19 protein-coding genes are annotated in these 20,582 nt (G+C 62.3%); 12 read left to right on the forward strand and 7 right to left on the reverse strand.

Annotation, left to right across the window (positions count from 1 at the left end):
* A complete protein-coding gene (locus H351_RS02210) occupies positions 1–624 on the forward strand; it encodes a superoxide dismutase (protein WP_003944189.1) in 624 nt (207 codons plus the stop codon).
* Here H351_RS02210 and H351_RS02215 read toward each other — a convergent pair whose 3' ends face one another.
* The 4 genes from H351_RS02215 to H351_RS02230 form a co-directional block, all read right to left on the reverse strand.
* Positions 625–1,971, reverse strand: coding sequence for a YhgE/Pip domain-containing protein (locus H351_RS02215; protein ID WP_021342413.1), 1,347 nt, complete (start codon positions 1,969–1,971; stop codon positions 625–627).
* 44 nt (positions 1,972–2,015) lie between these two features.
* Positions 2,016–3,164, reverse strand: a complete 1,149-nt coding sequence (locus H351_RS02220) for an AI-2E family transporter (RefSeq protein ID WP_019746362.1) — start codon at positions 3,162–3,164, stop codon at positions 2,016–2,018.
* A complete protein-coding gene (locus H351_RS02225) occupies positions 3,154–3,726 on the reverse strand; it encodes an HdeD family acid-resistance protein (RefSeq protein ID WP_019746361.1) in 573 nt (190 codons plus the stop codon). Before H351_RS02225 ends, H351_RS02220 begins: the two co-directional genes overlap by 11 nt.
* 156 nt (positions 3,727–3,882) lie before the next feature.
* Positions 3,883–5,232 carry a DUF1254 domain-containing protein gene (locus H351_RS02230; protein WP_029254179.1) on the reverse strand — a complete coding sequence of 450 codons (1,350 nt, stop codon included), beginning with the start codon at positions 5,230–5,232 and terminating at the stop codon, positions 3,883–3,885.
* A gap of 165 nt (positions 5,233–5,397) precedes the next feature.
* Here H351_RS02230 and H351_RS02235 point away from each other — a divergent pair, with 165 nt between their 5' ends.
* Positions 5,398–5,925 carry a hypothetical protein gene (locus H351_RS02235; RefSeq protein WP_019746359.1) on the forward strand — a complete coding sequence of 176 codons (528 nt, stop codon included), beginning with the start codon at positions 5,398–5,400 and terminating at the stop codon, positions 5,923–5,925.
* Positions 5,926–6,217: 292 nt separating this feature from the next.
* The gene (locus H351_RS02240; RefSeq protein ID WP_019746358.1) at positions 6,218–6,931 is read left to right on the forward strand and encodes a TMEM165/GDT1 family protein; all 714 of its coding nucleotides are present in this window, start codon (positions 6,218–6,220) and stop codon (positions 6,929–6,931) included.
* Between the two features lie 3 nt (positions 6,932–6,934).
* Here H351_RS02240 and H351_RS02245 read toward each other — a convergent pair whose 3' ends face one another.
* The gene (locus H351_RS02245) at positions 6,935–7,954 is read right to left on the reverse strand and encodes an Lrp/AsnC family transcriptional regulator (protein WP_029254178.1); all 1,020 of its coding nucleotides are present in this window, start codon (positions 7,952–7,954) and stop codon (positions 6,935–6,937) included.
* Positions 7,955–8,053: 99 nt separating this feature from the next.
* Here H351_RS02245 and H351_RS02250 point away from each other — a divergent pair, with 99 nt between their 5' ends.
* The 3 genes from H351_RS02250 to H351_RS02260 are packed head-to-tail and all read left to right on the forward strand — an operon-like array spanning position 8,054 to position 12,037.
* Positions 8,054–9,262 carry an MFS transporter gene (locus H351_RS02250; RefSeq protein ID WP_029254177.1) on the forward strand — a complete coding sequence of 403 codons (1,209 nt, stop codon included), beginning with the start codon at positions 8,054–8,056 and terminating at the stop codon, positions 9,260–9,262.
* A gap of 27 nt (positions 9,263–9,289) precedes the next feature.
* Positions 9,290–10,552, forward strand: a complete 1,263-nt coding sequence (locus tag H351_RS02255; protein ID WP_029254176.1) for an amidohydrolase — start codon at positions 9,290–9,292, stop codon at positions 10,550–10,552.
* A 33-nt stretch (positions 10,553–10,585) separates the two neighbouring features.
* The gene (locus H351_RS02260; RefSeq protein ID WP_029254175.1) at positions 10,586–12,037 is read left to right on the forward strand and encodes an amidase; all 1,452 of its coding nucleotides are present in this window, start codon (positions 10,586–10,588) and stop codon (positions 12,035–12,037) included.
* 12 nt (positions 12,038–12,049) lie between these two features.
* Here H351_RS02260 and H351_RS02265 read toward each other — a convergent pair whose 3' ends face one another.
* Complete coding sequence (locus H351_RS02265) at positions 12,050–13,063, reverse strand: ABC transporter substrate-binding protein (RefSeq protein ID WP_029254174.1); 1,014 nt, start codon at positions 13,061–13,063, stop codon at positions 12,050–12,052.
* Positions 13,064–13,215: 152 nt separating this feature from the next.
* Between H351_RS02265 and H351_RS02270 the strand changes: the two genes are divergently transcribed.
* The 6 genes from H351_RS02270 (at position 13,216) to H351_RS02290 (ending at position 18,361) form a co-directional block, all read left to right on the forward strand.
* Positions 13,216–14,106: a helix-turn-helix domain-containing protein gene (locus tag H351_RS02270; RefSeq protein ID WP_244891422.1), complete on the forward strand. Its 891-nt coding sequence runs from the start codon at positions 13,216–13,218 to the stop codon at positions 14,104–14,106.
* A 53-nt stretch (positions 14,107–14,159) separates the two neighbouring features.
* Entirely contained in the window at positions 14,160–15,131 is a 972-nt protein-coding gene (locus H351_RS02275) for a TroA family protein (RefSeq protein ID WP_029254172.1), read from the forward strand.
* 54 nt (positions 15,132–15,185) lie between these two features.
* On the forward strand, positions 15,186–15,908 hold the full coding sequence (locus tag H351_RS02280; protein ID WP_029254171.1) for a FadR/GntR family transcriptional regulator: 723 nt from the start codon (positions 15,186–15,188) through the stop codon (positions 15,906–15,908).
* Positions 15,905–16,555 carry a sterol desaturase family protein gene (locus tag H351_RS02285; protein ID WP_019746348.1) on the forward strand — a complete coding sequence of 217 codons (651 nt, stop codon included), beginning with the start codon at positions 15,905–15,907 and terminating at the stop codon, positions 16,553–16,555. Before H351_RS02280 ends, H351_RS02285 begins: the two co-directional genes overlap by 4 nt.
* Before the next feature lie 144 nt (positions 16,556–16,699).
* Positions 16,700–16,858, forward strand: a complete 159-nt coding sequence (locus tag H351_RS32230; RefSeq protein WP_020905720.1) for a hypothetical protein — start codon at positions 16,700–16,702, stop codon at positions 16,856–16,858.
* Between the two features lie 90 nt (positions 16,859–16,948).
* Positions 16,949–18,361, forward strand: coding sequence for an amidase (locus H351_RS02290; protein WP_029254170.1), 1,413 nt, complete (start codon positions 16,949–16,951; stop codon positions 18,359–18,361).
* Between the two features lie 19 nt (positions 18,362–18,380).
* Here the strand turns inward: H351_RS02290 and H351_RS02295 are convergent, their stop codons facing one another.
* Positions 18,381–20,579: an acyl-CoA dehydrogenase family protein gene (locus H351_RS02295; RefSeq protein WP_029254169.1), complete on the reverse strand. Its 2,199-nt coding sequence runs from the start codon at positions 20,577–20,579 to the stop codon at positions 18,381–18,383.
* Between the last annotated feature and the right edge of the window lie 3 nt (positions 20,580–20,582).

A 20,582-nucleotide genomic window follows, 5' to 3' on the forward strand; every position in this document is an offset into this window, starting at 1 on the left:
GTGTCTGTTTACACGCTGCCGGAACTCCCCTACGACTACGCAGCCCTCGAGCCGCACATCTCGGGCAAGATCATGGAGCTGCATCACGACAAGCACCACGCGGCTTACGTTGCCGGCGCCAACGCTGCACTCGAGAAGCTGGCCGAGGCTCGTGAGAACGACACCATCGCAGCGCAGGCCAACCTGCTCGAGAAGAACCTGGCGTTCCACCTCGGTGGCCACACCAACCACACCGTTTTCTGGAACAACCTCAGCGCTGACGGTGGCGACAAGCCCGAAGGCGAGCTCGCCGCAGCGATCGACGACAACTTCGGTTCGTTCGATCTCTTCCGCGCTCACTTCTCCGCGAACGCCAACGCCATCCAGGGCTCCGGCTGGTCCATCCTCGCGTGGGACTCGATCGGACAGCGTCTGATCATCGTCCAGCTCTACGATCAGCAGGGCAACATCTCCATCGGCCTCACGCCGCTGCTGCTCCTCGACATGTGGGAGCACGCTTTCTACCTCGACTACCAGAACGTCAAGGGCGACTACGTCAAGGCATTCTGGAACATCGTCAACTGGAACGACGTTTCGGCTCGCTTCGACCGTGCACGTACCCAGACCGCAGGTCTGATCGTCTAGTCACAGCTCTTCTTGCGAACGGCGGCGCCTCACCAGGGGCGCCGCCGTTCGCGTCAGCAGAGCGCCACCGAGCAGGACCGTCGTGGCTCCGAAGACCAATGCCAGTGTGCGAGTTCCGGAGTCACCACTGTTCGCGCTGGTCTGATTCACGGCCACCGGATCCGACAGCACCGAGGTCAACTGAACCTGCTGCGGAGTGGTCATCGCCGGAATACCGGATTTTGCGCCGTCGAGGCCCGTGACCAATGACTTGGCGATCCCTTGCAGCGTCGTGAATCCCTGGGTGATCTGGTCGGTCACGTCGCCGAGCATCTGCGGTGCCTGATCGGCGATGGGGATGAGTCCGTCGTTCAATTGTCCGGCAGCACTGCTCAGTTGATCGCTCGCGCCTTGCAGCTGCCCGACAGCGGTGCGGACTAGATCACCGAGCTCCGTATCGGGTCCGACCGAGCCACCCAACAGTGCCGGAACGGTGCCTAATTGCGCATTCAGCGCACCGAGATCCGAACTCACACCGGCCAGTTGCGCTGTCACGTCGGGCGGGATCGGAAGGCCGTTCAACGCAGTTTGCAACGTGTCGATCCGTGTCTTCAATTCCGCGGTCGACGACGACGCCTCCCCCAGCGTCAGGCCCAGTGAGTCAGCGCGCGTGGCCAGCTCTTCCGCCGACCCCGACGCCTGATCGACCACGCCGGATACCTGGTCCGCCACGCTCATCAACTCCAACGCTCCCGAGCGTGCGGTCTCGAGATACGGCAGCAGAGTGCCTGCGCCTGCCTTCACCTGATCGATGGACTTTCCGGCCTCATTGGTGCCGGCGACCAGAATCTGTGCGGTGGTGAGGTTTTGATCGATCGAGCGCCGCGCGGCCGAAGTCTGAGCCAGCAAACCCTTGATTCCGTCCGCGCCGACCTGCGCCGATACGGCCCGAGTCAACTCGGCGGACTTCTCCGAGTCCGAGCCATTCACCGCCAGTTCGACACTGGCTTGGCGGGGATCAGTGCCGAACATCGACGCGACGGTTTCGCTGAAGTCTTCCGGCACCGTCAACGTCGCGAAGTAGTTCCCGCCGGGGTTGTCGACCACCTGGAAGTCGAAGTCTTCGTTCTTGCCCAACGTGTCCACCAGGGTGTCGCCGGCCCGAAGTTCCTTGCCGTCGAGCGTGGTTCCCGCGTCGGCGTTCACGATCGCGACGGTGTTCGAGGAATCGGCACCGCCCGCGAAGATCACGAACCCGATCCCCGCCACCGCAGCCGCGACAATCGCGGCCACACCACCCACTGCCAGCCGTCGACCGAGGCGTGACGGCTGGCGGTGGGAGTTCTCGGTGGTGTTCTCGGCGCTCATGGGCGAGACGATAAAGCAACAACTTGTAGAAACACTGAGAAGTTCTAGGTGGGCGCCGGGGTCGGTTTCGCTTCTTCTTTCGGGTCTTCATCCGGTTCGGTTCGAGGACCACTGATCAGGATGTCCGCCCAGCGTGTGGCCGGGTCGATGTCGAGCAGGACGGCCTTCACCAGCAACGAGAGCGGAATCGCCAGCAATGCTCCGAGTGCTCCGAGAACCCACGCCCAGAAGACAAGCGAGAGGAAGGTCATCGTCACCGACAGCCCCACGGCGTCGCCGACGAACTTGGGTTGGATGATGGACTGGATCACGAAGTTGATGACGGAGTAGACGACGATCACCCACAGCATCAGCCACGGCCCGCCCTGCAGGAGTCCCAGGAGCGCCGGTGGGATGACGCCGATGACAAACCCGATGTTGGGGATGTAGTTGGTGATGAAGGACAGCAACGCCCACAGGACGGGCAGCTGAATGCCCATCAGCCACAGCGCGCCACCGTCGAGTACCGCCACGATGAGGCCGAAGACCGTCGAGACGACCAGGTATTTGCGAGTGCCGGCGGCAAAGGTGGAGAGCGCGTAGGAGATTTCGGGACGTTGCTCCGACAGCACATTCAACCGTGAGCGGATACTCATGCCGTCGAAAGCCATGAACAGCAACAGCGCGAGGATGAACACCAGATCCGACAGAATGCCGAGCAGACCCTCCAGCCCGCTTTCGAGTACGCCCACGACCTTCGTGAGATCGATACTGCTGAGTGTGCTTTGGATCTGTTCGGTGCTGACTCCGAAGTCGGCCAACTTGTCGCGGCCCTCGTTGAGGAGGTTGGTCATCTCCTCGGAGTATTGAGGCAGGATTGTCGCCAACTGGGCCGTCGACACGATCAACGACGCCGCCAACCCGAGCAGAATCAGGTACACGGTGACCAGCGAGCCGAGCATCCCGACCCACTTGGGCCACCCTCGTCGCTGTGACCAATCCTGAATGGGCTGAACGGCAATCGTCAGCACGAGTGCCAGGAATACCGGTCCGAGGATGCCGCCGAACACCTTCATTCCGCCGACGGCAACCACGGTGGCCGCGAGACCGAGCAGGACGATCAGACCGCGCGGGATCGACCAGTTCTCGCTACCGGAAAGCGTGGGGATCGGAGCGGGAGCCGCGGCGGCCGGCTTGCCCTTCCTAGAGAACACCGGCTTCCTTTGCCCGGCTTCTGATCTGGAATGCGCCCACGATCATGAAGAGGCCGAACAAGATTGCGTACCAACCCAACAGCCAGATGAGGCTGATGATGCCTTCGCCTGGTGCGATCAGAAGGATGATGCCGAAGATGACCGCGAGCACCGATGCGGCGAGCAGCCATCCCCAACTGGATCCTGGCAGCGCTTTCATCTTGAAGGCGCCGACAATTCCGAAGATTCCGAACATGATGGCGTAGAAGGCAATTATGTACAGAAGTACCAGCGCCGTGATGCCTGGCCAGACCAGCGCGACGATACCGGCTCCCACCGAAACGACGCCGGTGAACACCCACCATCCCCACGAACTCAGGTGTTCGCGGTCCCGGATGGCTCGAACGAGCGTGATCAAGCCGTCGACAATGGAGTAGATACCGAACAGGAAAACCAAGGCCACCACGGTAATTCCCGGCCACACGAGCGCGATGATTCCGAAGATCACGCCGAAGATTCCGCGGATCAGGATCATCCACCAGATCTCTTTGCCGTACTGCACGAACGGATTCTGCGTGACCATCAGTAGCCTCCGAAGCAAGCGGGTGTCTCTGACCGATTCAACAGCTTTTCAAACAGGGCAATACCGACAGATCGTATGGCTATCGTGACCTTTCCGCCCATCGAAACGCGCGGCTGATACCGAGTTGTGCTCTTCGGGTGCGAAGCGAGGGGACTTTCAGCCCGCTTCCCGAATACTTGCTTCCCGAATACCGGGCGCAGTCCACGATCCCGAAAGCACTGCAGCCTTCGGCCAGTACAGGCGCAGAAAGACGTTGAACTCACCGGACGGAGCCGGCAGCCAGTTCCGCTCCTTCTCGCCACCAGGCGACTCGTGCTGGAGATAGATGTCCAGCGAGCCGTCGTCGGCGAACACCAGATCACTTCGATCGCCGATGGCATATCGATCGATCGGGTTGTCCACGAAGTACTGTCGCTCGTTCATCATCGTGAGCGACCAAAATCCCTCGACCGGCGGGAGCTCGTCCTTCTCGAAATGAAGTACGTACTTCTTCTCACCGGTCAGAGGCTTACCGGCGACGTCGGTGGTGGCGTGCGGGTACACGGCATCTGCGTCGAGGTTGGCCCCGAAACCGAGCCAGACGATCAGAGCCCGCTGAGCGTAATGAGTCCCGTAATGCCCCAAGCCGCGGTGCATCGTCCAGCCGTTCTTCGGATTGCCTTCCGCCTCCTTGGCGATCTCGCTCAGCACGTCCATTCCGGTCCGCGCAGCCCGGTCGAGGGCATCACGCACCTCTTGCGGGCGCGACTTCCAGGGCAGCGAGGAGCCGATTCCGATGTCGGACAGCTGTTTCATCATCTCGGTATCCTCCGGACGCGGAGGATTGTCGTCGAGAAGTGCGTCGAGCGTGGTGAAGAAGGCCTCGCCGTCCATTGCGGCCACCTGGTCCACCGGCGGTGTGCGCGTGTCGACAGCAGAGTTCACCGGAACTTCTCCGGGCGTGTAGTCCTGCGGGTCACCCGTCCATTCCGACAGTGGTGTGAGTCGCGTCCGGTCCTGCAGGCTGTGCACTTCGGCCAGGTCTGTTCCCCCTGACGTCGCGTAGCGGGCGACTATCCAATTCATCGCCGTCGGCGACCGCAGCAGCGTCAAACCCTTGGGCACGTTGCCTTTCCAATTCGGTCCGGCCACCAGGTACGGCCCCCCGGTGCGTCCTACCGTCCGAGATCCCGGCACCGTGAAGACGTCGCTCCACGCGTCGAGGATGGGGACCAACCAGTACCGGGTGCCGAAGTCCGGCAGCGAGAGCACCTGCGGTTCCGTCGAGACGTCCAGCCACCCCGACGAGTAGAGAGTGTCCGCGTTCGGCGAGACGACATCGGTGAAGCTCGCGTCGGGCGTCGTACGCGCATAAGCGAACTGGTTGAGCGGGGCTTTCATCGCCACCGGGGTCGGCGTCGCCGTCATGACGTCACGCGATACCGCCGCAATCAACAGGGGATACCCGAAGATCCACGCCTGCGTTGCCAGGTCTTCGAGCCGAGAACGGTTCTTCGACAGAGTCATGCCTGCGCATACCACCGCTCTCACCAGCGCAAACCTGGCTGGCACTCTCCCTGTCTTGTGTGCCAGTACCGAATAGGTGCATATTTCGATTACCCAACGAGGTGTGCCGGACCGACGCATGCGCGTCAGACCGAGATTTGCCCCAGCACCGAGGGAGGAACAGAAATGAACAGAAACGAAGCAATAGGCATTTCTCCGTTCCAAGCCGCTGGGTCTTTGCAGGGTTTCGTCATTTCCGGCCGTTGGCCGGACACCACCCAGGAGTGGGCGCAGCTTCTCGCCCTGGCTGTCCGAGTGGCCTCGATGCCGGGATTGTTGCCGACGACGACGGTCTTCGGAGTGCGTGAGGACGTTCCCGAGGATCCGCAACCCGGCACCGTCGGTCTGGTGGTTGCCGAAGGTCCGGTGCTCGGCGATTTTGCACTGACACCCGGCCGTTTCTCCGACCATCAGCCGCCGGCACTGATCATGCTGCACCCGCCGTCGGAAACTACCCCCAGCCTGCCGGAATGCGAGGGAAGCGCGTCGGGGTGCGTACTACTGCCAGGACTTCCCTACCTGGGCTTGGAGCATCGTGCGGCCTGGGTGGAGGCAGAGCCGGACGGCACGGTCGTCTCCATGATCAGCCGCGTCGGCATCGATTTGATCAGCGATCCCGACACCGCTGTTTTGGCCATGCTCCTCGCTTCGTGACGGCCGCGGTAAGCGATAAGTTCGGACTCCCAAACTTGCTGTGCGCTTTGCCAATTCGTTTCAGGCGCGCTAACGTGGGGAGCAACGAAGGGGAGTAGCCCCCAATCGCCTGTGTCGACATACTGGTTCGACGCGCTCCGCCTGGTGCGGATCGCGAAGCACCCGGCCTGGCGAACCGAAGGTCCTGTGGCCTCGGTGGGCGAGACCTTCGGCCGGACAAGCGCACTATGCGCCTGCCCAGGCCGGAGGCTCGCATTTTTCCTCCGACCTACACCGACTGGAGGAGTAAACCTTGCTTGCCGCAATACTTTTGAGTTTCGGCGTCATTTTCGTCGCGGAACTCGGCGACAAGTCGCAACTGATGGCAATGACGTTCGCCTTGCGATATCGCTGGTGGGTCGTCCTCGGCGGAATCACCGTCGCCACCACCCTTGTTCACCTTGTCTCGGTCGCCGTCGGCCACTACCTGGGCGTCGCACTCCCCACCGCGGCAATCTCCATCGTCGGCGGTATCGCGTTCCTGATCTTCGGCCTCTGGACCCTGCGCGGTGACGATCTCACCGACGACGAGCAGAACAAGGCCGGTCGCGTCACGCGATCCGCCTTCATCGCCGTCGCGTCGGCCTTCTTCCTGGCAGAACTCGGCGACAAGACCATGCTCGCCACCATCACCCTTGCGACCGACAACGACTGGATCGGCGTCTGGATCGGGTCGACGGTAGGCATGGTGGCGGCCGACGCTCTCGCCATCATCGTCGGCTCGGTACTGGGCAAGCACCTCCCGGACGGATTCATCAAGATCGGCGCCGCGGTGCTGTTCTTCGTCTTCGGTGTCTGGCTGCTGCTCGAGGGCATCTTCCCCGACTCGTCGGCCGGCATCATCGGCGGTGGCGTTGTCCTGGCAGTGTCCGTGCTGGGTGCGCTGGCTCGGATGATCTGGAAGCGCTCCCGTGCAACCGACTCCGATACACACCTCGTCGACGACAATCGGACGCCGATCGACTGACGCTCAACGAATAACGTCGCCGGCGCCCCAAATCGCGACCGGGACATGACCTTCCGCCACTCCGCTCGGTCCGAGCAGCTGCCCGAACCGCTTCATCGGGTACAGCGAGACACGTCGATCGAGGATCCGCACACTACCGATTCGGCGGAGTCGATCCTCGACGACAAGACTCTGCGCGAGGGTGCTCAGCCACACGCTGATCAACATGTTCGCTGTTCCGGTAGTCGCCACCAACAATCTGATCTCCGGCCAACTCGACACAAGATTGCCGAGTTCGTCGGTGGAACCGTCCACAGCGACATCGAAGATCACTTCGAACGGTGAACCGACAGCCTGTTGCGAGACATCGCAGCGGAAAATCAACTGTTGCGATGCAGTCAGCTGGGCCAAGCGCCGTCGAATCGCAGTCTCGTTCGTTCCACAAATCGCGGCGAGACGCGCATAGCTGGCACGTCCGTCACGGCCGAGCGCCTCCAACAGGGCACCGTCGGACTCACGGAACACTGTCGGATCTGCCGGCGCCGCAGCGGTTGCCAGCTGAGCGCGACCTGCTTGCCCCAGAGCGCCCGGCTCCCAACTGAAGCCGTCTCGGTACACCTTCACCCCGACCCGGCTTCTGATCGACAAGATTCCAGGATCGGCAGCAAGGTGCTCACACACCAAGGCGTCCAAACTCTTCTGGTCGGCGGCCACAACTCCGACGAAGTACTCGTACTCACCTTCCGTCCTGGCCAACAGATAAGCGCAGGCCAGCTCACGTAACCGCTCCCCCACGTCGGCAACCGCATCCTGAGTGGTCCTGATCAGGAGATAGCCGAATATGTGGGTTCGACCGATTGCGACCGCGTTGACCCACGAATGACCGTTCGAGACGAGTCGACGCCACCGGCGGGCGATCGTCGTCGAATCCATGTCGAGTACCGACGACAACTGTGTCCACGACGCGCGGGGGTTGAGTTGGAGTGCATTGATGATCTCCAGATCAGATTCCGCGATCACAAATGCGTCGGATTCCGGCTTCATCTGCCAAGTATTGCTGGATTACTGCATTCTGGCCGGTGATCCCTGCCTGTTTGCCAAGGATATGTGAATCACTTCACAGGTTCACCACTTGGAGGCCCAGTGCTTCGCTCCACCAAAGTCACGGTCGCGCTGCTGTTCGTCGCCTACGCGATCGACTACATAGACCGGCTGGCGATCAACCTCGCCCTCCCTTTGCTCGGTGAGGAGTTCGATCTCGACTACTCCCAGCGTGGGTTGATCATCTCCACGTTCTTCATTGCATACACACTGGCCCAACTGCCTGGTGGACTGCTCGCCGATCGATACGGCGCAGTCCGGATGGCTCTGATCGGGTTGGTGGCGTGGAGTGTCTTCACCGGCCTCACTGCCCTTGCGTGGTCGTTCGGGACGCTTCTGGTTGTTCGCTTTCTCTTCGGTCTCGCACAGGGCGTGTTTCCGGCAGCCGCAGTAAAGCTGGTTGCCGAACGCAGCATCCCGGAGCAACGTGCCACCGCAACCGGATGGATGAACAGTTCCAACGCCGTCGGTACGCTTCTTGCCATTGTCGTTGCGGCAGCTCTTCTCCCGTTGATCGGCTGGCGCGGGATGTTTCTGGCCGTCGCGGCGCTCGGCGTACTCTCGCTCGTCAGCATCAAGTTGTGGCTCCCGCCCGCACTTCAGGCGGAGATCGACCACGGTCCGGATTCCTCCTGGGACAACATGCGCACCGTACTTCGCTCCCGCGCGATGTGGCTCTTCGCCTTGATGTTCTTCGGCTACGACTTCGTGATCTGGGGGATGTCGTCCTGGGTTCCGTCCTACCTCCATGACGAACGTGGAATCGCCCTCTCGAGTGCGAGCCTCCTTCTCATCCCGGCAACCGTGGTGGCCGCCGTGACCACCGTCATCGGCGGCCGAATCTCGGATCGACTGGCAGGCAACAGCCGCATCGTCGTAGTGCCGTCCATGCTCGCGTGCATCGTGATGCTCGTTTCAGTTCCTTTCGCCTCCAACACGGCCTTGTTCGTCGTTCTCGTCACCCTCGGATCTGCCGCTGCCTCTTTCGCTTTCATGCCGTGTTTTGCACTCCCACTTCGTAGCCTGCCTTCTTCGGTGGTCGGAGCCGCCTCGTCGATGATCATTTTCGGCGGCATGGTCGCCGGGATTGTCGCGCCACTGGTGTTCGGATTCATCGTGGACCATCTCTCCTGGTCAGCGGCGTTCGTATCGCTCGCGCTCGGGCCCGTCGTGGCGATCATCGCGGTAATGGCAGCGCCGCAGACCCGAGAAAAGATGCTGAACCTGGTGCAACTGAAAACCGCCAACTGATCATCACCAACCGAAAGAAGATCGACCATGAACCAACTGCTTTCGAATCTTGAATTCGGAGACCCGTCGCGGTCGCGAACCGTCGAGCCGCACTGGTTCGATCTGTACCGGGACCTGCACGCACACCCCGAGTTGTCCGGCAACGAAACTCGCACTGCCGCACTTGTTGCCGAAGAGCTTCGGCGGATCGGCGGCTGGGACGTCACGATCGGAGTCGGCGGCACGGGTGTCGTCGGTGTTCTCCAAGGGAGCAGCGGGCCGGTGATCCTGCTACGCGCCGACATGGACGCGTTGCCGGTCGCAGAAGACACCGGGTTGTCATACGCCTCCAAGACGGATGGCGTCATGCATGCGTGCGGCCACGACGTCCACGTCACCGCGTTACTTGCCACGTGCGCAGCACTTTCCGCGGATCCGACGTCGATCACCGGCACTGTTGTCGCGGTCTTCCAGCCTGCCGAGGAGACCGGGTCCGGCGCTCGTGCGATGGTCGACGACGGAATCTTCGACCGTTTCCCGCGACCGGACCTCTGCCTGGGACAACACGTGGGTCCGACTCCGGCTGGGATGCTGGTCAGCAAACCCGACATCTTGATGGCAGCATCCGACACGATTCGAGTGGTTTTTCACGGCCGTGGTGGACATGCGTCCTCGCCGTACGCGTGCATCGACCCCTTGTTGATGGCAGCATCTTTCGCGCTGCGCATTCAAAGTCTGGTCGCTCATGAAGCGGCAACCCCGACAGCACCGGTGCTCACGGTGGGAGCATTGCACGCCGGCACAGCTGCGAACATCATTGCCGACGACGCCGAACTACTACTCAGTCTGCGAACTTTCAGCGCATCGTCGCGAGAACACATGCTCGAATCTGTAGGCCGGATCGCTCGCGCAGAAGCGGACGGAGCAGGCGCCGCCGAAGCGCCGGACGTTCATGCGTACAACGGCTTTCCGGCCACGGTCAACACTCCGGACGCAACGTCCACGGTGATGACCGACCTACGCCGGGCAGGATTGGGAATGCACACCCTGCCGCAACCGCTTTCAGGCAGCGAGGACTTCGGAGTCTTCGGCACTGCTGCCCAATGCCCCTCCGTATTCTGGCATTTCGGCGGGACGGCGCTTCGGAGTTTCGACGAAAGAGCTCTCGCCGCACTCGCCGAGGGACGGATTCCTCCCGGCACACCCTCGAATCACTCACCGCGCTTCGCGCCGGATCCGGCCGCGGCACTACCCGAAGGTGTCACGGCTATGACTGCGGCCGCACTGGGCGCCCTTGCGCGAAGCGCGTGATTCCTACACATACTTCTCCAGGGAGATAACACCATGTCAGACGACCTGCATTACCTCAGCGCCACCGAAGCTATTGCACACTTTCGCACGCGAGAATTGTCTCCGGTCGAACTGCTACAAGCAGTCGTCGACCGAACCCAGAAGTTCGAACCTCACATCAATGCCTTCACCGAAGAGATGTTCGAGGAGGCACTGACCGGCGCTCGGGAAGCTGAGAGCCGATATCTCGGCCACGGACCCGATCCGCGGCCGCTCGAGGGAATTCCGGTAGCTGCCAAGGAAAAACATGCTATTGCCGGAAAGTCTCTGACCGAAGGTTCGCTGGCGGCACGCGGAAACATCGCCCGCGAGAACGCACCGGTGATCGATCGAGTTCTGGCAGCAGGCGGCCTGATTCACGCACGCACCACGACGCCGGAGTTCTGTGTTGCGGCGTTCACGCACTCTCCACTGTGGGGCGTGACTCGCAATCCCTGGAACCTCGATTACAGCCCCGGCGGTTCATCCGGAGGTGCGGGCGCCGCCCTCGCTGCCGGAACTACCACTCTGGCAACAGCATCCGATATCGGAGGGTCGACGCGGGGCCCGGCAGGCTTCACCGGCACCGTCGGGCTCAAAGCGTCGTACGGCCGCATTCCCGGGGTCGCCCCGCTGTCCATGGATTCCTACCGTGGCGACGGTCCGATGGCCCGAACTGTCGACGACGCAATTCTTTTGGCCAACGTTCTGATCGGGCCGGATCCGCGTGACCATTCTTCCCTCAGGCCGGCGATCACGCTGCCACACGAGTACCCGTCGGTCGAGGGAATGCGCATTGCCCTGTGCCTGCGGCTCGGTGACTTCCCCATCGAGCCTGACATCGAGGCGAACACCCGGGCTCTCGCACAGTCGTTGGTCGATGCCGGCGCGATCGTCGAGGAGATCGAGTTGCCGTGGACTCGTGATTCGATGGCAGCAGCGGTGAAAGTCCATTTCGGAACGATCATGGGTGCATCCGTCGCGGAAGTTGCTCGCGTCCACGGTGATCTTCTTGCCGACTACACGCTCGACAACGTCGCGATCACGTCGAAGGGCGCTGCGGAAATGTCATTTCTGGACGGCCTTCGCAAAGAAACCCAGATGCAACGAGAGCTCGCCGAGGCGATGGCTCCATTCGATGCGCTGATCTGCCCGACTTCGGGCACCATCGCCTTCCCGGCAGGCGAGTCTTTGCTCGACGGCCTCACGGTTGCGGGCCAGCACGTGAACACCACCGCCGAAGCACTTCTCACGTTGCCGTTCAACGTCGCCAATCGGTGCCCCGTACTAGCGGTGCCCAGTGGACACGCACACAACGGCGTTCCCACGGGCGTCCAGATCGTCGGCCATACGTACGACGAACCGACCGTGTTCCGGATCGGCAAAGCACTGGAGAAGATCCGCCCGTGGGCATACACCGACCAGCATCAACCGAGGCTGGATGTGGTGGCGCCGGCTTCCTCTTGATCGCTGAGGAGATCAGCGCTTGGCTCTGATCTCCTCAGCAATCGGCTGGAACTGCTCGAGGAACGTCAGGGCCCAACCGAACGACGCGACGCCCTCGTAGTCGAACGAGTACACCTGATCGTTCTTGACGGCGCGCAGACGCTGGAAGATGGTGTCGTTCGCCAACTTCTCGTTGATGGGGCCCTTGCCACTGTTGGTGATGATGACGTCGGCTTCGTCGAGTAGCTCCAACTGCTCCTTCGGGAACCACTCGTTGCTGCCGGCAGGAATTGCGAGTGAGCGGTCGTTGAACTGGAACCCGGCCTCGCTGATGACCGTCGTCTGATACTTGGTCGGCGAGTACAGCGAGAAACCACTCTCCTCGAAGTACGTGGTGTAGACGACCTTCACCTTGCTCAACACGTCAGCATTGTCGCTGCGGAACTTCGCGATCCGCGCCTCGTACCGGTCTGCCAACTCTTGAACCTTCGCACTCTGGTTGAGTGCGTCCGCGACCCCGAGGGCGCGCTCCTTCCACGCGTACTGGCCGTCTTCGGCAAAAACTGCGGTCGGTGCAATCGACCGGATCTGCTCGTAAAGATCCGGGTTGTTCTCCGAAAGGAGGTTGGTCATCACGATCAAGTCGGGAGACAAAGCCGCTATCGCCTCGGCGTTGGGCTCGTACCAGCGTCCCACCTTCGGAAGAGACCGCAGGGCAGACGCATACGGTTCCGGGACACCGTCGGCGTTCTCGTAGTCCACCGGCAATCCGACGGGCGTGAATCCGGCGTCGAACATCGCGGGGCCCGTGTAGTAATCGGCGCTGACCACTCGCTGCGGGTTGGTGGGAACCTCCACCTGCCCCAGGGCCGTGTTGATGGTGCGCATCGAGCCCTCGGCCGATTCACTGGAGCTGGTTCCACAGGCCGTGAGCAATCCGATCCCCGCCAAGGCACCGGCCCCGAGGAAACCGCGTCGGGTAAGTGCTGCGGTGATGCGAGCGAACTCGGCATCGGTGTCAGCGGTAGGCAAGAGAAGTGATGTCATGGGTTTCCTGACGGTATCCGAATTAGGGCTACCTAAAATTACTCTCACCTGCACTGTTACGGTGAAGCGTCATGGCCAACCACTGTTTCGATCGAGCCATCGATACGCGCACCCCCTCGGTCGACGGCCGGAAGCCGGTACGTTCTTGGTTCGTGACGCCTTCGCGACAGGACTTCCCCGGCATCATGTTGTGGGGAGCGCCGACCCTGGAACCGTCGACGTGGAACGAGCCGGTGTCCACCCCGAACCGGATCGTCGCGGAGCCGTGGTCCGTCAGCACCATCCGGTTCAAGAGCACGGCAACTGGCGTCTGGGATTTCCATACCCACCGCGAACATGAACTGCTGTGGTCGGCAGGTGGGACCGTCACCCTCGAAGCGTCCGAACACCTCTGGATGGTTCCGCCGATGCTCGGCATCTGGATTCCTGCCGGCACTGCGCACCGCGTCCGCTCCGACGACGGCGCCGTCATCTTCGCGACGTACCTGACGCCGGATCGAATCGACACCGATTGGGACTCGATAGTCGGCATACCCATGACCGGTGCACTTCGGGAGGTGTTGTTACACAACGAGAACAACGCCATGCCCGACCTGAAGCGACTACGGCTACAGCAGGTGGCAATCGACCTCATCCATCCCGTTCAGGCCGCGAGTCTCGACATTCCGTTGCCGAGAACGCCTGACCTTCTTTCGATTGCCCAGCAGATCATCGCCGATCCGGCGGACGACCGCACCACTTCCGACTGGGCTCGCACCATCGGCGTGAGTGGCCGGACCTTGATGCGCCGCTTCCAGGCCGACACCGGCACGACGCTCACTCAATGGCGAATTCTGGTGCGCGTCCGCGTTGCATTGATCGAGATTGCCGCAGGCAAACCTGTCGTCGCCGTGGCCCGCGGCCTCGGGTATGCCACCCCTGGAACGTTCATCGACCTGTTCAGGCAGGTCATCGGCCACACCCCCGCCGCGTACTTCCGCTCGTTCTCACCTGTCATGAAACCGCATCGGAATGGCACCAAACCCGCACGGGTGACACGTTAGCGTTGTTAGGCAAGGCAAACCATGTTGCCCGAACACGTTGGAGAACACCACAGATGCACCACCGCCGCCGTTTTGCCAGGTCTATCGCGCTCGCGGTCGGCGCGATCCTGATCGGCACGCTCGCCTCGTGCAGCTCGTCCGACGACCAGCCCTCGCCTTCGGCCGAGACCATCGACTACAGCTTCGCGGGGTACTCCGCCCAGATACCTGCCGACCCGCAGCGAGTGGTTGTCATCGACTCCCGGACGTCCCTCGAGTTCGCACTTCTCGCCGATTACCCGATCGTCGCCCTCGATTACGACGAGTCGAGCCATCTCGCATCCAAGGTCCCTGCCGATGCGGGGCATTTGGGCGGCAATCTCAGTAAGGAGGACGTGCTGAGCTACAACCCGGACCTGATCCTCATCTCCGTCGGCTGGTACGAGAGCTACAAGTCACAGAACCTCACTTTCGAGGACATCGCACCGGTTCTGGTGATCCAGGACGGCAGCTCGCCCGACAAGGAGACCGAATCACTCGGCGGGCCTCTGGGATTCATGGGCGAGCAACTGGCACTACTGGGCAAGACCGCCGCCGCCTCGGCAGCACAGGCGCGGTACGAAGCCGCTCTCGCCACTGCCCGCGACGACGTCGGTTCCGTCGCGCAGACCAAGACGATCGCCTTCGTATCGCTGATCGAGGACAAGTTCTTCGTGTTCAACACCCCGAACAACCTGACCGTCGACGTAGCGTCGTCACTCGGTTACACGATCTTGTCCAACGACGCGATCACCGCCGCCCAGTCGGCCGCGATCGGCGGCTACAGCGCCGAATTCGGTTGGGAGAATGCGGATGTGCTCGCCGACGCCGATGTCGTCGTCGCCCAGAATCTCGACTCCTGGCCGGGCAACCCGGCGTGGGATCGTGTTCCAGCCGTGGTCGCCGGCAATGTTGCACCGCTCGACTACGACGACAAAGTCGGATTCGCACTCACCTACACGGACTTCCTGAACAAGTTGGCGGACACCACTCGCAACCTGCAGTGACGGTAACTGGTCATACCACTTGACCTCTCACCAGTTAGCGCTTACGGTCAGTACATGTTCCAACCCGTTGCACGTACCTCCGCTTCCGGCGCAGTGTTCGACCAGATTTCGGTGAAAGTGCTGGCCGGAGAGTTGGCCGCGGGTGAGGCGCTACCCAGCGAGCGCAAGCTCGCCGAGGCATTCGGTGTCTCGCGGCCCGCAGTCCGCGAGGCAATTCAGAAGCTCGCCCGGGCCGGGCTCGTCGAGGTCCGCCAGGGCGAGTCCACGTCCGTGCGAGATTTTCGACGCCAGGCCGGACCCGAACTTCTCCCCCAGTTGTTGGTTCGAGACGGCGTCCCCGACCTGACCGTGGTGCGCAGCGTCCTGGAAACTCGCGAGTTGATGGGACCGCAGATCGCGGTGCTGGCCGCCCGTCGCATCTCCGCGGAATCTGCCCGAGAACTCGACACGGCCGTGGATCAACTAGGCGCCACCGAAGATCCGGTAGAGCTGCAAGACCGCGCTCTGGCGTTCTGGGACGTCGTCGTCGACAGCGCGGATTCCATTGCCTTCCGTTTGATCTTCAACAGCCTGCGCGCTGCATACGAACCGGCCATGACTGCACTTGCCTCCGTCATGGTCGCCGAAGTCGGCCAGACCGACCTGTATCGAAAACTGGCCTCCGCCATCACTTCACACGACGAGTCAACTGCCGAGGCGTCAGCCGCACAGCTCCTTCACACCGGTACGACGGCAATCGGCGATGCTCTCACCTTCCTGGAAGGACTCAAACCATGAGCAAGCCTCTCACTCTGGCCGACGCAGCACGGACGTTCCGCAAGTCACCGACGCCGTGGATGATCGGCACCATGTTGGTGGTCGCTGCGGCAGCGCGCTTCACGCTGGGCAACTGGCAGATCACCGACGCCCTTGTTCCGCTCGTGATGCTTGCCGCATTCCCCTTCGTGGAGTGGATTATTCACGTCTTCGTTCTCCATTGGAAGCCGCGGACCATTGCCGGCGTCACCCTCGATTCACGCCTGGCGCGCAGCCATCGGGAGCACCATTTCGCCCCGCGAACCATCTCACTCATCTTCATTCCGTGGCAGACGCTCCTGATCGTGATTCCCGTCCTGACTGCCGTCGCACTCCTGGCGTTTCCCCGCGTCGAACTCGGTCTGACCTTCCTGACCTGTATTTCCGTACTCGGCCTCGGCTACGAGTGGACTCACTTCCTCATCCACAGTGACTACAAGCCGAAAACTGCTCTCTACCGGTCGGTTTGGCGCAACCATCGCAACCATCACTTCAAGAACGAGCACTACTGGTTCACCGTCACCACCGCGGGAACGGCCGATCGCGTACTGGGCACGTACCCCGATCCAAAATCCGTCGAGACGTCCCCGACAGCCAAGAATCTGCACGGCACCGCGTCGAAGCTGTGAAGAAACGCCGATTCCTGGCCCCCAGCTGGCAATGAACTTGAACTTGACTGTGTATCAGTGATTTTCGTTGAAACCCACCCGAACCGTGCTTAGTGTCGATGGAGTCAGAAGTTCGAAAAACGCTGTAACCGAAGGACACAACACATGTTCAACGATGTATTCAACAACGTCATCCACCCGATGGTCACGAACTTCCAGCAGTTGGGTCCCCAGCAGTTCATTCCTCAGCAGTTCATCCCTCAGGGCCTGTTCCAGCAGGCACCGCAGGCAGCAGAGCAGGCTGTGACGATCTTCGGTAGCTGATACCGCAATCCACAGATAGCGCCACTCAGGGGTCGTCCGTCCAATATGCTGGACGGACGACCTGAGTGCCTCCGCCTGACAAGGATCCCCATGAGCCCCAACACCCCCGTCCACGCATTCACCGATGACGCCCTAGGCGATCTCGACGCCACCGGCGTCGCCGCCCGGATCGAATCAGGCGAGGTGACCGCACGGGAAGTCATGGAGGCGTCGATCGCGCGCGCCGAGGCAGTGCAGGGGCGATTGAACGGTCTGGCCTGCACAGACTTCGATCGCGCCCTCGCCAGGAGCAACCGGTCGGCCGCGGGCATCTTCGCCGGCGTCCCCACCGCGATCAAGGACAACACCGACAGCGCCGGCCTTCCCACCCAGCAGGGCAGCACCGCCTTCACCGCAGTCCCCGCCAAGGCTGACAGCGATTTCGCGAAGCAGTTCCTCTCCACCGGGGCCATTTCGATCGGCAAGACCCGACTGCCCGAGTTCGGATTCAGTGCGTCCACCGAGTACATGACGGAAGAACCCGTGCACAACCCGTGGAACCCGGCCTACTCGTCGGGCGCTTCCTCGGGTGGCGCTGCCGCACTGGTTGCTGCCGGAGTCCTCCCGATCGCGCACGCCAACGACGGTGGTGGATCGATTCGCATTCCCGCCGCTGCCTGCGGACTGGTCGGACTCAAACCCACTCGCGGCCGTACCATCGCCGATCCGGCCGACAAGTCGATGCCGATCCGGCTGATCTCTCAGGGCGCCGTCACCCGCACGGTTCGCGACACCGCACGATGGATGTCAGCGGCCGAAAGTTACTACCGCAATCCACGACTCGCACCGGTTCGCCTGATCGAAGGACCCAGCTCAACCCGCCTGCGCGTCGGCGTGATCACCGATTCCGTGACGGTCACCAAGACCGACGACGAGACACGCAAGTCCGTCGAAGCTACGGCTGAACTCCTTGCAAGCCTTGGCCATCACGTCGAGGACGCGGCATTGCCCGTCGGACCGGAATTCATCGACGACTTCAGCATCTACTGGGGATTTTTGTCGTTTGCCATCTCCACCGGTGGCAAACAGATGCTCGGGCCCGACTTCGACAAGTCCGGCACCGACAATCTCACCAAGGGCCTCTACACGCTGTACCGGAAGAACCTGGTGAAGACGCCGCGCGTGCTCTACCGCCTGCGACGCCTCCAGCAGCAGTACAGCGCCATGTTCTTGAAGTACGACGTCGTGCTCTCGCCGGCCCTGGGGCACACCACCCCTGAACTCGGATACCTCTCTCCCGCTCAGCCTTTCGAGGAACTCTTCGACAAGTTGATCGCGTACACGTCGTTCACACCGCTCAACAACATCTCCGGTGGTCCCGCGATTTCGCTACCGATGCACCAGACCAGCAACGGTTTGCCGTTGGCTTCGCATTTCTCCGCCGATCTCGGCGACGAGCGCACACTCCTCGAATTGGCCTTCGAACTGGAAGAGGCTCAGCCCTGGAGAAGAATCCAGGACTGAGCCTCACCGGTAAATACCCTCAGTCTCGCGGCAATCCGAGCATGCGCTCACCGATCACGTTGAGTTGCACCTCGGTTGTGCCGCCGTAGATGGTGGTGGCACGGCCCGAAATGAGCTGCTCCATCGCCTTGTCGCTTGGCTGACCTGGGATGCTGACCGCTCCGGCAGCACCCAGTTCGGCGACGACGAACTCGGCGATCGACTGGCTGATCTTCATCGCCAACAGCTTGCCGACGCTCGACGTCGTACTCACGTCGATCCCCGAAAGTTGCTTGAGCACAACGCGGGAGCCGATGAGGTCGATCGCCTGACTCTCGGCAACCAGCTCGCCGACGCGGTAGCGCCCGATCGGGCTCAGGTCTGCTGACTTCGCGAACTTCAGTAGATCGGAGTCCGAGGCGTACGCCTCCATCTTCTGGCTCAGTGCGACGCGCTCGCCGGCCAGCGTCGTACGTGCGACGTTCCAGCCGTCGTTGACCTCGCCGACCACGTTCTCGTCGGGGATGAACACGTCGTCGAGGAACACCTCGTTGAACAACGCCGAACCCGTCATCTCACGCAGCGGGCGGACGGTGATGCCCGGTGTCGACATATCGAGCACGAAGTAGGTGATGCCCTGATGCTTCGGCTTGGTGGCGTCCGTACGGGCGATCAGCATTGCCCAGTCGGAGAACTGCGCAACCGTGGTCCAGATCTTCTGACCGGTGATCTTCCAACCGCCGTCGACCTTTTCGGCCTTCGTGGACAATGACGCGAGGTCGGAACCAGCACCGGGCTCACTGAAGAGCTGGCACCACACCAGCTCACCCTGCAGGGTCGGTATTGCCAATTCCTGCTTCTGCTTGTCCGAACCATGCGCTACGACGGCCTGCACGGCCCACGTGCCCATCAGGAGCTGCGGCATCGAGATACCCGCAGCCTTGATCTCCTGGGAGATGACGATCTGCTCGAGCGGAGCGGCGCTGCGCCCGTACGGCTTCGGCAGGTGAGGCTGAACCCAGCCGCCGTCGCCGAGCGCGATCAGCTGGTCGTCCTCGTCGAGCTCGACCAACTTGGCAAGCTCGGCCGCGATGCCTCCGCGGATCTCCTCTGCCTCGGGCGGCAGTTCGAGAACCGAAGCCCGGCTGACACCGTCAAGTGCCTGCTGCGCAACGCGGTTGGCACGATCCTCGCGGGTGCCGAGAATGCCGCGGATCGAGAGCGCGCGGCGGTAGTACAGGTGGGCGTCGTGCTCCCACGTGAATCCGATGCCGCCGTGGACCTGCACACAATCCTGCGCTACCTGCACTGCGGCGTCCGGCACGATGACTGCGGCGATATCGGCGGCAAAATCTGCCGTGTCGTCGCCCTTGTCCAATGCGCTTGCCGCATCCCACACAACGGCGCGTGCCTGCTCGAGCGCAATGCCCATCTGCGCACACTTGTGCTTGACACCCTGGAACTGGCCGATGGGTCGCCCGAACTGCACGCGTGTCTTGGCGTACTCCGACGCAGTGGAAACACACCAGGACATGACGCCGACGTCTTCGGCGCCGAGAACGACTGCGGCAATGGACCGTACCCGCGCCTCGGTGAGACCGTCGAGTATCCGTTCGGCGCTGATCTGAACATTGTCAGCTTCGATCCGCGCACTGCCGCGCAGCACGTCGATGCTGTCCTGCACGGTGATCGCGACTGCGCTGCTCTCGAGCACCGCGTAGCGGACACCCTCGGGCAACTGGATCGGGACCAGCAGCACGTCGGCATGTTCACCACCGAGCACACCGTCGAGTGCGCCCGTGATCTTGTATCCGCCGTCCGACGACTCGGCCGTCAACGGTGCACCCAAGGCGACTGCTGCCGTACGACTTCCGTCGATCAGGCCCGGCAGGAACTCGGGTCCCGCCTTGGAATCAGCGGCGCCGAGAACGGCGCTTGCCAATACCGTCGGAACAAACGGGCCGGGAGAGACAGTGCGGCCCAATGCTTCCAGTGCCACCGCCAAGGTCAGCAGACCGGCGCCGTGACCACCCTGTTCTTCCGGAACCGCGAGCCCGAGAAGGTCCTGCCCGACCAGGGCCGTCCAGAACTCGGGAAACTTGTCCTCGGTCCGTGATTCCACCGCCGAGCGCACCTGCTCGGTGGTGATGGTGCGCTCGGCGAAGGACCGCACCGAATCTGCGAGTGCGGTGTGCTCCTCACTCAGCCCAAGGCCGAGTTCGTATGCGTTGCGTGCCATGCG

The sequence above is a fragment of the Rhodococcus erythropolis R138 genome (assembly GCF_000696675.2).
Classification (GTDB): domain Bacteria; phylum Actinomycetota; class Actinomycetes; order Mycobacteriales; family Mycobacteriaceae; genus Rhodococcus_F; species Rhodococcus_F erythropolis.